The organism is Enterobacter sp. C6, from assembly GCF_008122455.1.
Classification (GTDB): Bacteria; Pseudomonadota; Gammaproteobacteria; order Enterobacterales; family Enterobacteriaceae; genus Enterobacter; species Enterobacter pseudoroggenkampii.
On record NZ_QPFW01000216.1, the window covers coordinates 1 to 12,444 of the forward strand.

Sequence of the window (12,444 nt, forward strand, 5' to 3'; positions counted from 1 at the left end):
CACCGGGCTGTTCCAGGTTGAGTCGAGGCCAACTTCGCCGTCATAGCGTTTCATGGCCGGAACGGCAAACACGCGGAAGATAATCAGCGCCACCAGCATCCCGATACCGCCAATGCCAAAGCCCCAGTGCCAGCCGTGGGTTTTAATCAGCCAGCCGGAAATCAGCGGCGCGATGAACGAGCCCATGTTGATACCCATATAGAACAGCGAGAAGCCGCCGTCGCGACGCGCGTCGCCTTTTTTATACAGGGTACCGACCATCACTGAAATACAGGTCTTGAACAGCCCGGAGCCGAGCACGATGAACATCAGGCCGATAAAGAACAGGTTGTTGCCCATCACCGCCGAGAGCGCAATCGACAGGTGACCGAGCGCAATAAGGATCGAACCGTACCAGACGGCTCTCTGCTGACCGAGCCAGTTATCCGCCAGCCAGCCGCCCGGCAGCGCGGCCAGGTACATGGTACCGGCAAAGATGCCGACAATCGCCGAGGCGTTTTCACGCGCCAGGCCCATCCCGCCGTCATAGACGGTGGCGGCCATAAACAGGATCAGTAACGGACGAATGCCGTAAAACGAGAAACGCTCCCACATCTCGGTGAAGAACAGGGAACCGAGCGGATACGGATGGCCGAAGAACGTTCGGCTCTCTTTTTGATTAATAGTGGATTGCATAATTCTCCCGAAAGGTATGTCGTCGTGCTTGTAAACACCAGCAGGTACGCCGGCCAGTTACGTATCTGGCCGATTTTTTACGTGCGGCGAAAAGTTAGTTAACCATTTGATAACCAGGCGCTAGTTTTGTCTAGTACCGGACCCTGGACTTTAAGATGAAAATTCGACGATTGTCTACTTTCTTAGATTTAAACATGGTTAAAAGTGAATAGTGATTGACTTCACACTGAGAAAACCGGCGGTATGATTCGGCAAAAAAAAAGCCCGCGATAATCGCGGGCTTTCATGAGAGCGGCAAAGCTTATTTGCTTTTCTTAATGTGCTTTATCAAGCGCTTACGCTTACGCATCTGGTTTGGCGTCAGGGTGTTGCGCTTGTTGGCGAACGGGTTTTCCCCTTCCTTGAACTGGATACGGATAGGCGTGCCCATCACGTCCAGCGATTTACGGAAGTAGTTCATCAGGTAGCGCTTGTAGGAATCCGGCAGGTCTTTCACCTGGTTGCCGTGGATCACCACGATTGGCGGGTTATAACCACCGGCGTGGGCATATTTCAGCTTCACGCGACGGCCGCGCACCAGCGGCGGCTGATGGTCTTCTGCAGCCATGTTCATGATGCGCGTCAGCATGGCGGTGCTCTGACGACGGGTGGAACTGTCGTAAGCTTCGCGCACGGATTCGAACAGGTTACCCACGCCGCTGCCGTGCAGCGCAGAGATGAAGTGCACGCGGGCAAAGTCGATAAAGCCCAGACGGAAGTCTAGGGTCTCTTTCACCTGCTCACGAACCTCGTTGCTCAGGCCATCCCACTTGTTGACCACGATAACCAGTGAGCGCCCACTATTGAGGATAAAGCCGAGCAGAGAGAGGTCCTGATCGGAGATCCCTTCGCGTGCGTCGATGACGAGCAGCACGACGTTGGCATCTTCGATCGCCTGCAGGGTTTTGATAACGGAGAATTTTTCCACCACATCGGTGATTTTCCCGCGCTTACGCACCCCGGCGGTGTCGATGAGGACATATTCACGCTCATCGCGCTGCATAGGAATGTAGATACTGTCGCGGGTGGTGCCCGGCATGTCGTAAACGACCACGCGCTCTTCGCCCAGAATACGGTTAGTAAGTGTAGACTTACCTACGTTTGGACGGCCCACGATTGCCAGCTTGATCGGCAGATCCTGTGGGTTGAAGTCGTCTTCAGGCTCTTCTTCTTCGCCCTCTTCTCCGTCTTCAAACTGCGCCCAGTATTCAGCGTCTTCGTCCACCTCTTCCGGCGGGTTCACTTCGTCAACCCACGGCAGCAGAACGGTTTCCAGCAGGCTGGTGACGCCACGGCCATGCGATGCAGCAATCGGGTAGATTTCACCCAGGCCCAGAGACCAGAAATCCGCGATGGCCTGATCGGCATCGATGCCGTCGGTTTTGTTCGCCACCAGGAAGGTCGGTTTTTCGCGTGAACGCAGGTGCTTAGCGATAGCGGAATCCGCCGGCATCAGGCCAGCGCGAGCATCCACCATAAACAGCACCACATCCGCTTCTTCAATCGCCAGCAGCGACTGCTCCGCCATGCGGGTTTCAACGCCGTCTTCTGTGCCGTCAATACCACCGGTATCAATACAGATGAACTCGCGTCCTTCCACCTCTGCACGACCGTACTTACGGTCACGCGTCAGCCCCGGGAAATCCGCAACCAGCGCATCACGGGTGCGTGTTAAACGGTTAAAAAGAGTGGATTTTCCAACGTTAGGGCGCCCGACAAGCGCGACCACAGGTACCATGTTTGAAGCCTCATAAAATTCAAAATAACGTCGCTTTCGCGGCGTTTTTAAAAATGTCAAAACGGCTCCTGAGTGAACAGGAGCCGTTTAGTATACTACAACCGCCGGGTAATTAACGCGTGATCGCGTACAGCGTGCCGTCTTTTGCCTGAATCAGCAGTTTGCCGTCGGCCACAACTGGATCGGTCAGGAAACCAGAGCTGTCGACTTTTTGCTGTGCAACAAAGCGGCCGTTATCCGGATCGATCCAGTGCATATACCCTTCGCTGTCGCCCACAACCAGGCTACCGTTGTACAGCGCTGGCGAGGTCAGCAGACGGTGCAGCAGGTCGCTTTGCGTCCACAGCGTTACGCCGCCTTCGGTGCTCAGAGCCAGCAGACGGTCGTTCTGGTCAACCATATAGATACGGTTACCCTCAACGATGAAATCGTTCACAGAGCCCAGCTCACGTTTCCACATGATCTGGCCGCTGCGCAGATCCAGCGCGGTCAGGTTGCCGTTATAGGCCAGCGCGTAAACCACACCGTTAACGATGACCGGCGTTGTGTCTACGTCGCTCAGACGGTCAATTTCCGTTGAGCCAGTGGCCTGAGAGATACGCTGCTGCCAGATCATCTGGCCCTGCTGCATCAGCACTGCGCTCACGCGACCGTTGTCACCGCCCACAATGGCAGCGCCAAATGCGGTAGCCGGAGCGGATTCGCCGCGCAGAGAGAGCGCTGGCATATCCAGGTTAACGGTCCATTTCACCAGGCCGTCCGCTTCGTTCAGCGCCTGCAGCTGGCCGTTGCTGGTATGAATCAGCACCAGGCCGTCGCTCACCACCGGACGAGACAGGGATTCCCCCGCCACGGTCGTTTGCCAGGCAATGGAGCCGTCGCTGCTGTTCAGGGCATAAACCTGCGCTTTTTCGCTGCCCACGTAGACGTGGCCACCGGCAACGGTCAGGCCGCCAGACAGCAGTGCAGGCTTACGGGAGAACCAGCCTTCTTTTTCCGCCAGGTTAACGGACCACACTTCTTTTCCGTCATCGGCGTTCACCGCTTTCACGGTACCTTTGCGGTCAGCGGCATAGACAACGCTGTCTGCATAGGCCGGATGAAGGTTGGAATAGAAATCACCAATCCCACTGCCCACGGAGACATCCCACGCGGTGGATGGGGTAAACTGGTTTTCAACCGTCGGCAGTGGGGACATTTTCACAACGTCTTCTTCGCCACTGAACAGTGAACAACCACTCAATAACGTAACAGAAAGCAGTCCTGGCAGAAGTAATTTACGCAATTGCATCGGGTCCCTCTCAGACGGACAAATTATTTATTTTCATCTGCATCATTTCGCTCAGCGCAGGTGAAGCATTGCTCTCTACGCCAGCTTGCCACGCTTTACGCGCGCCCGCTTTGTCACCTTTGCTCAGCAGTGCTTCACCGCGCAGATCGGCAACAATGGCAGCAAAGCCTTCGCCTTTGATGGTATCGAGCGTTTTCAGCGCATCGTCAGCTTTCTTCTGCTGAACCTGAATACGTGCCAGGCGCAGATTGATCACCGCTTTCAGGTTATCATCGCTGGCCGCAGCAAGGCTCTGAGAGAGCTGAGCAGCGGCTTTATCCAGTTCGTTCTTATCAACGTACTGCTGAGCCACTTCCAGCGCAGCCAGTGCACCGTAGGTGTTTTTGTTGTCAGCCGCAAATTTCTCTGCCGCCGTCAGCGTTTGCGGCTGATCGGCACGAATTGCGCTAACGGTATTTTCATAGGACAGGGACGCGCCGCGCGCGGAATCTGCCTGATGATTGTTCCAGTAACGCCAGCCCACCAGCACACCGACACCTAAAATAACCCCAACAACCAGCGCTTTGCCGTTTTCAACAAAGAAGCGTTTAATCGCGTCGACCTGATCGTGTTCGTTCTCGTAAATTTCCACGCAGTCCTTCTCCTTAGCCCAATAGAGTGCGCAAGTGCGCCGCAACGCCGTCCTGCGTTACCGTTGTCTGCTCACCAGAGCGCAGGTCCTTCACCACCACTTCGCCGTTAGCCACTTCGGACTCGCCCAGCACCAGTGCAATACTTGCGCCCCACTTATCGGCACGAGCAAACTGTTTTTTGAAGTTGCCGCCGCCATGGTTGGTCATCAGCTTAACGCCCGGCAGCGCATCGCGCACGCGTTCGGCAAGCTGCATCGCCGCAGACTGCGTTTCCGCGCCTGAGGCCACCAGGTATATATCGACAACGGATTCTGCTTTAAATTCCGGATTAACTGCCTGAACCAGCAAAACAAGTCGCTCAAGGCCCATAGCAAAGCCCACAGCAGGCGCTGCGCGACCACCAAGTTGCTCAACCAGACCGTCATAACGGCCGCCCGCGCATACGGTGCCCTGAGAGCCGAGGCTGCTGGTCACCCACTCAAACACGGTACGGTTGTAGTAGTCCAGACCGCGCACCAGGCGCTGGTTCACGGTATAGGCGATGCCTGCCGCTTCAAGCAGCTTGCACAGGCCCGCGAAGTGTTCGCGAGATTCTTCATCCAGGTAGTCGCCCAGCGCAGGCGCATCGTTCAGCAGGGCCTGAACATCCGCGTTTTTGGAATCCAGAACGCGTAGCGGGTTGCTGTACATGCGACGTTTGCAGTCTTCGTCCAGCTTCTCTTTATGCTGTTCCAGGAACGCAACCAGCGCATCTCGGTAGTTAGCGCGAGCTTCCAGAGAACCGATAGAGTTCAGCTCAAGGGAAACGTGATCGGCGATACCGAGCGCACGCCACCAGCGGGCGGTCAGCATAATCAGTTCGGCGTCGATGTCCGGGCCCTGCAGACCAAAGACTTCCACACCCAGCTGATTGAACTGGCGATAACGACCTTTCTGAGGACGTTCGTGGCGGAACATCGGGCCGATATACCACAGGCGCTGCTCCTGATTGTACAGAAGACCATGTTCGATGCCGGCGCGTACGCAGCCCGCCGTACCTTCCGGACGCAGGGTCAGGCTGTCGCCGTTGCGGTCCTCAAAGGTGTACATCTCTTTTTCAACCACGTCGGTGACTTCACCAATCGCGCGTTTGAATAACGGGGTCTGCTCTACAATCGGCAAACGGATTTCGCTGTAACCGTAGCTGCCGAGCACCTGCTTCAGTGTGCCTTCAATGCGCTGCCAGATGGCGGTTTCGCCAGGCAGATAATCGTTCATGCCGCGGATGGCTTGAATGTTTTTTGCCACGTTTATTCTCTTTCTATATACAAAAAAAACCCAAAGAATGGGTTCAATCATACATGGGAAGCGGCACGCTTCCCATCACGTTATTTTTCAACCTGCTGAACGCTGATACGCTGTGTTTCGTCCATCATGGCGGCTTTGGCGCGGATGCGGGCTTCAAGCTGGTCGATCATGTCGCTATTATCCAGACGATCTTTACGAACGCCATCTTCATAGAGACCACTTTTCTTGTTACCGCCGGTTACGCCCAGAGTGGACACCAGCGCTTCACCCGGACCGTTTACCACACAGCCGATGATGGAGACGTCCATCGGGGTGATAATGTCTTCCAGACGTTGCTCAAGGGCATTCACCGTCCCGATCACATCGAACTCCTGGCGTGAACAGGTTGGGCAGGCAATGAAGTTGATCCCACGCGCGCGAATACGCAGTGACTTCAGAATATCGAAACCGACCTTGATCTCTTCGACCGGATCGGCCGCCAGCGAGACGCGCAGGGTGTCACCGATCCCTTCAGAGAGCAGCAGCCCCAGACCGATCGCGGATTTTACCGAACCGCTGCGCAGGCCACCCGCTTCGGTGATCCCGAGGTGCAGAGGCTGGTCGATCTGCTTTGCCAGCAGGCGGTAAGATTCTACGGCAAGGAACACATCGGACGCTTTTACGCTGACTTTGAACTGATCGAAGTTGAGACGATCGAGATGATCAACGTGGCGCATCGCGGATTCGAGCAGCGCCTGCGGCGTAGGCTCACCATATTTTTCCTGCAGATCTTTTTCCAGGGAACCGGCGTTAACGCCAATACGGATAGGAATATTTTTATCCCGGGCGCAGTCCACGACCATGCGGATACGCTCTTCGTTACCGATGTTGCCCGGGTTAATACGCAGGCAATCGACGCCGTATTCGGCCACTTTCAGTGCGATGCGGTAGTCGAAGTGGATATCAGCCACCAGCGGAACGCTGACCTGCTGTTTGATCAGTTTGAACGCCTCAGCGGCATCCATGGTTGGGACGGAGACGCGAACAATGTCCGCGCCTACACGTTCTAATGCTTTGATTTGATTGACCGTCGCTTCCACATCGGTGGTGCGCGTGTTGGTCATCGACTGAACGGCGATAGGTGCCCCATCGCCGATTGGCACATTCCCAACGTAAATCCGTTTCGATTTTCTACGTTGAATCGGAGCCTGGTTATGCATGAAAAATCTCCCGCGTTGCCCGTCTGTTACTGTGCTGCTGATTGTTCGGCATTAACGGTAAGACGTGCAACCTGGTTAGTTCTGATAAAGCGGCTCAGGTCGACAGGTTTTCCTTGATACTGGATCTGTACCGCTGCCGGAGCGCCGATTTTAAGTTTATAAGGAGCCTGGCCGGTTAGGTTTAACGTGCCATCTTTGCGCTGCAGGCCGCTGAACAGTTTTTTACCTGTCGCGTCAGTTACTTCCAGCCAGCAGTCGGCGCTGAAGTTCATCACCAGCGCGTTGGGATCGGCTGCTGTCGCCGTACCCGCCGGGCTGGTTGGCAGAGTCGCTGCGCTATTGTCTGCAGGCTGGGTAGCCGCAGGCGCGTTCGCCGCCGTATCAACATTAGCCTGAGAAGGGGCAACAACCGCGTTTTGATCCTGAGCCTGCGGCGCAGCGGTGTTAGCCGTTGCTGCCGGGGTCTGTGCTGCACCGGTCGCCGACGCGTCTGGCACTGCGGTCTGTGGCTCGCTGGAGGACGCTGCGCCGTCGGTATTCAGCGGCACGCTCTGGCCGTTCTCACTTCCGGCCTGGTTGAGTTCGGCGGAGGATTGATCGGCCATGGTGGTGATCTCTTCCTGCTGCGCCTTGTGGTTTTGCCACCACCATGCACCGGTCAGACCGATGACCACAAACAGCACCAGCCAGGTAAAGCTCATCAGCCAGCCATCACGTTTTTTACGACGTTTCCCCAGGGAGAAGGTCTGCATCGGCGCAACTTTTGCTGCACGGACCGGCGCCTGCTTCTCCATCATTGGCAGTAATTCGTTTTCGGGGATGTGCACCAGTTTTGCGTAAGAGCGGATATAACCGCGCAAGAACGTTGAAGCCAGATCGGCAGGCGCCTTATCTTCTTCAATATCGCGAACCGTGGAAACCTTCAGGCACAAGCGTTCCGCAACGGCTTGCTGGCTGAGTCCGAGTTGTTCACGGGCGTTGCGAAGACGAACGCCAGTGGAGAGTGCTTCATGTTGGTCGTGAGTGGCTTCAGTATTCATTCGCTACAACTACTGGTACGTGAAAAATAAGGGTTCAGGCGCCGGTGAGTCACAATGCCACCCGCACCGCGAAACTTCTGGTCAGTTAACCTTGAACAGAGAGTATAAGACTGTCAGCCCGGAGATGACAGTACAGCCCTGCCCGTACGGCTAAACTGTTGTTACGTCGTTACATACTGCCCGAAAGTCGAATGAAACGCACCGTAATTATTGATCAGTCATCACGAATCTGACTGATTATTCAGTAAGGTTATGCTTCACGGCGCAGATAATGCGCCGCGAGTGCATAATAATCAAACAGCTTTAACCGCGATCGTCTCGCCCTGCATGCGTTTACGCAGGGTACGTTTAGTACGGTCAATGACATCACCTGCCAGCTGTCCGCATGCGGCATCAATGTCGTCACCACGGGTTTTACGCACGATGGTGGTGAAACCATACTCCATCAGCACCTTGGAGAAACGGTCGATACGGCTGTTCGAGCTACGGCCATACGGCGCGCCCGGGAACGGGTTCCATGGGATCAGGTTGATTTTGCACGGCGTATCTTTCAGCAGTTCAGCCAGCTGATGCGCATGTTCGGTGCCGTCGTTGACGTGATCCAGCATCACGTACTCGATGGTCACGCGGCCCTGGTTGGCGTTGGATTTCTCCAGGTAGCGACGTACGGCAGCGAGGAAGGTTTCGATATTGTACTTTTTGTTGATCGGCACAATTTCGTCACGAATTTCATCGTTTGGCGCGTGCAGGGAGATCGCCAGCGCAACGTCAATCATGTCGCCAAGCTTGTCCAGCGCAGGCACAACGCCTGAGGTAGACAGCGTGACGCGACGCTTGGACAGACCAAAGCCAAAGTCATCCAGCATGATTTCCATCGCCGGAACGACGTTGGTCAGGTTCAGCAGCGGCTCACCCATCCCCATCATCACCACGTTGGTGATAGGACGCGTGCCGGTCACTTTTGCCGCGCCCACGATTTTCGCGGCACGCCAGACCTGACCGATAATTTCTGACACGCGCAGGTTACGGTTAAAGCCTTGCTGCGCGGTTGAGCAGAATTTGCACTCCAGCGCACAGCCAACCTGAGAGGAGACGCACAGCGTGGCGCGGTCTTCTTCCGGGATGTAGACAGTTTCAACGCGCTGATCGCCGACCGCAATCGCCCATTTGATGGTGCCATCTGCGGAGCGCTGCTCTTCCACCACTTCCGGTGCGCGGATTTCAGCCACTTCTTTGAGCTTGTTGCGCAGGACCTTGTTGATGTCAGTCATGTCATCAAAATTGTCGCTGCAGTAATGGTACATCCACTTCATGACCTGATCGGCACGAAACGGCTTTTCGCCCATCTCTTTAAAGAACTCGCGCATCTGCTGACGGTTCAGATCCAGCAGGTTGATTTTTCCATTTTTATTGGGAACCGCAGGAATGGCGACTTCGGAGGTATTCACTAGTTCAGACATAATATTTTCCGGCCTCGTTGTTACACGTTATGGCCCATGGAGGGTTGAATAGAAACGCCCCGGAAAGCGGTCTGCTCGTCCGGGGCGTTGCATTGTACAAAGTCTGGCGCAGGGATGCCACGTCTGGACGCGGCATTTACGAAAATAATGTGTAAACGAAACCGTTAAATTAACGGGTACGTGGACACACTTCGCCTTCTGCGAAGAAGAAAGCGATTTCGCGTGCAGCAGATTCAACAGAGTCAGAACCGTGGGTGCCGTTCTCGGTGAAGCTGTCCGCATAGTCAGCGCGCAGAGTACCGGCCAGCGCGTTGTCCGGGTTGGTTGCACCCAGCAGATCGCGGTGACGCTGTACTGCGTTTTCGCCTTCCAGTACGGATACCACGATTGGACCGGAGGTCATGAACTCCACCAGGCCGTCAAAGAATGGGCGACCTTCGTGCTCAGCGTAGAAGCCGCGAGCCTGCTCAACGGTCAGGTGCAGCATTTTGGTGCCAACAATTTTGAACCCTGCAGATTCAAAGCGAGCGAAGATGCTGCCAATAACGTTTTTTGCCACCGCGTTTGGTTTGATGATGGAAAAAGTACGTTCAATAGCCATGATAACCTCTGTCAATGTTCTGTTGTTTTGCATACCTGAGTATGGTGTGGCGCGGATTATAATGAGCAATAGCGCCATTGCCTATGGATTCAGGTAACATTTTTTTAAAATAAGACGAGTTTTAGCAACAGCTCACATCTGAAAGCTGTTTTCAGATCACTGCAACGTAAAATTCACCGTCGCGACCTGCCCGGTCTCATCCATAACGAGTAACTGATAATCACCCGACTTATCAAGCTGTAATGTGTAAACCCTTCCCTTCACACTCAGCGGTTCACCGTTCAAAAACCACCAGCGCTCACCGCTGTTGCCGGTCGCCTGAAGCGGCAGCGAAACGCGGGATTCACCCGGCAGACGTTTGATAACGGCCCCTTCGCGTACGCCTGTCAGGATGAGTGGCGCAGGTGAGTCCTGCGACAGCGGAGGACAGGTTGTTGATGAAGGCGGGATCCGTACCGCGCGACGCTCGGTTGCGGGCAGCCACGGTTCCAGCGGTAGCGGCCAGACATCCAGGACTTTTTCAGTTGCATCAGGGCAATCTGCCGCCACACGTTTACCCGTTTTATCCAGCCAGACCGGGAAACGAATGCCGCGTATGCCTTCCTGCTCCGGCAACAGCAGCGTGGGCGGTTCACTGCCTTCCAGCAGCCAGGTCGACAGGCGACGTCGACAGTTTTCACTGCCTTCCGGCAGCGGTTGGCCACCCGGCCAGCAGATCACGCCCCGCCCGACACTCTCCGGACGCGGATCGCGAGGCAGGCGGGCTTCGTCTACCGTTGAGCGCGACTGAAGCAGGTTATTGACCTGGTTTAATAGCGGAACCGCGCTGGCGAAACCAAACTGCCCCGCCACCGGCGTGCCGTCCGGTCGTCCGGTCCAGATGCCAATCACGTAGCGGGCATTCAGACCAATGGCCCAGGCATCACGGTAGCCGTAGCTGGTGCCGGTTTTCCACGCCAGGGGCGCAACCTGCGGTAGCGCATTATCCGGTAGCGGCTGCGCTTCATTGGCCAGAATACGGCGAATAATCCACGCCGAGCCCGGTGATAACAGCGGACGTTCAGTCAGCGGATCGCCCGGCTGCAGGCGCAGCCGTCCCGCCTTACCGTGTCGGGCAAAGGCACTGTAGGCAGCGGCGATATCTGCCAGCCGCGCGCCTGCCCCACCGAGGATCAGGGAGAGATTCGGCTGTGCCCCCGCGGGCAGGATCAGCGGCAAACCCGCGTTACTGAGCATACCGGCAAATCGTTTTGGTCCGTAGGCTTCCAGCACCTGAACCGCGGGCAGGTTGAGGGAGCGCACCAGCGCTTCACTCATGCTGACCGGCCCGTGGAACCCGCTGTCAAAATTCCCTGGGCGATAATCACTGGTTTTTCTGGGAACGTCCTGAAGCAGCGAGGCGGGATGGATCAGGCCATCGTCCAGCGCCATACCGTAGATAAAGGGCTTCAACACCGATCCCGGGGAGCGGATCGCATTGACCATATCCACGTGGCTAAAACGACTGTCATCGTTAATATCCACCGATCCGACCCAGCCGCGCACTTTCATATCGGTATGATCGACCACGATCATCGCCAGCGAGCTGCGTGCCGGCAGGCGGGATTTCCAGTTCATCGCCAGCTCTTCCAGCTGCCGCTGTAGCCCGGCATCCAGCGTGGTGACAATTTTCATGTCGCGACTTTTACCGAGCATCATGCGTGCAAAAAGCGGCGCTAGCTGCGGCATCTGCCGGGGCGCCAGCCATACTGATTCTTCCCGTGATTCTTTGACCTGCTTCGCGGACCAGACGCCCTGCGTCGCCATGCGGTCGAGCACTTTATTGCGCGCCGCTTCGGCCCGTTCAGGCCAGCGATCCGGGCGTAAACGACTCGGTGCCTGCGGCAGCACCGCCAGCAGCGCCGCGTCGGAATAGCTGAGCTGCGACGGCGGCTTGCCCAGATACGTCCAGCTTGCCGCACCCACGCCCTGCAGCGTACCGCCAAACGGCGCGCGGTTGAGATAGAGCGTCAGGATGTCGCGTTTAGAGAGGTGCCACTCCAGCTGCATCGCCCGCCAGAGCTGACGAATTTTGCCGCCAAAAGTACGCGGATGCGGGTCCAGCAGGCGTGCCACCTGCATGGTCAGCGTACTGCCGCCAGAGACGACTTTGCCAGAACTGAGATCCTGCCAGGCGGCGCGCAGGACAGAGAGCGGGTTTACGCCGGGGTGATCCCAGAACCAGCGATCTTCGTACTGGATCAGCGCCTCAAGATAACGGGGAGAGACCTCTTCGATCGTAACCGGGTAGCGCCAGATCCCGTCGCTGTCCGCAAAGCGCCACAGCGGCGTGCCCTTCTCATCCACCACCACCCGGGCGGGGTTAACCTCTTTCAGCGGTAACGGCCACAGGCGGTCGGCGGCGACAATCAGCCCCCATAAAACGAGAAGCGCTCCCGCCAGCCACAGCCAGCGGGAGCGTGTCAAACGTGCCATTCGCATA

General features: G+C 56.4%; 10 protein-coding genes. All 10 read right to left on the bottom strand.

The features are described from left to right. Positions 1-675: peptide MFS transporter (locus DOU50_RS11320; RefSeq protein WP_148769398.1), on the bottom strand; the 675-nt coding region annotated here is incomplete at its 3' end. A gap of 301 nt (positions 676-976) precedes the next feature. Beyond that, positions 977-2,452, bottom strand: a complete 1,476-nt coding sequence (gene der / locus DOU50_RS11325; RefSeq protein ID WP_024908655.1) for a ribosome biogenesis GTPase Der — start codon at positions 2,450-2,452, stop codon at positions 977-979. A gap of 112 nt (positions 2,453-2,564) precedes the next feature. Next, positions 2,565-3,743 (bottom strand): outer membrane protein assembly factor BamB, encoded by a 1,179-nt coding sequence (gene bamB / locus DOU50_RS11330; RefSeq protein WP_148769399.1) that lies wholly within the window; start codon positions 3,741-3,743, stop codon positions 2,565-2,567. Between the two features lie 10 nt (positions 3,744-3,753). Continuing rightward, positions 3,754-4,374 (bottom strand): YfgM family protein, encoded by a 621-nt coding sequence (locus DOU50_RS11335; RefSeq protein ID WP_148769400.1) that lies wholly within the window; start codon positions 4,372-4,374, stop codon positions 3,754-3,756. Positions 4,375-4,387: 13 nt separating this feature from the next. Then, on the bottom strand, positions 4,388-5,662 hold the full coding sequence (gene hisS, locus DOU50_RS11340) for a histidine--tRNA ligase (protein ID WP_023333028.1): 1,275 nt from the start codon (positions 5,660-5,662) through the stop codon (positions 4,388-4,390). Positions 5,663-5,742: 80 nt separating this feature from the next. Continuing rightward, positions 5,743-6,861, bottom strand: a complete 1,119-nt coding sequence (gene ispG, locus DOU50_RS11345; protein ID WP_023308814.1) for a flavodoxin-dependent (E)-4-hydroxy-3-methylbut-2-enyl-diphosphate synthase — start codon at positions 6,859-6,861, stop codon at positions 5,743-5,745. Positions 6,862-6,887: 26 nt separating this feature from the next. Further along, positions 6,888-7,901 carry a cytoskeleton protein RodZ gene (rodZ, locus tag DOU50_RS11350; RefSeq protein WP_048991328.1) on the bottom strand — a complete coding sequence of 338 codons (1,014 nt, stop codon included), beginning with the start codon at positions 7,899-7,901 and terminating at the stop codon, positions 6,888-6,890. A 293-nt stretch (positions 7,902-8,194) separates the two neighbouring features. Further along, complete coding sequence (locus DOU50_RS11355) at positions 8,195-9,361, bottom strand: bifunctional tRNA (adenosine(37)-C2)-methyltransferase TrmG/ribosomal RNA large subunit methyltransferase RlmN (RefSeq protein WP_014171168.1); 1,167 nt, start codon at positions 9,359-9,361, stop codon at positions 8,195-8,197. Between the two features lie 169 nt (positions 9,362-9,530). Then, positions 9,531-9,962, bottom strand: coding sequence for a nucleoside-diphosphate kinase (gene ndk, locus DOU50_RS11360; RefSeq protein WP_003860625.1), 432 nt, complete (start codon positions 9,960-9,962; stop codon positions 9,531-9,533). Positions 9,963-10,118: 156 nt separating this feature from the next. Continuing rightward, positions 10,119-12,443, bottom strand: a complete 2,325-nt coding sequence (gene pbpC / locus DOU50_RS11365; protein ID WP_148769401.1) for a peptidoglycan glycosyltransferase PbpC — start codon at positions 12,441-12,443, stop codon at positions 10,119-10,121. Between the last annotated feature and the right edge of the window lies 1 nt (position 12,444).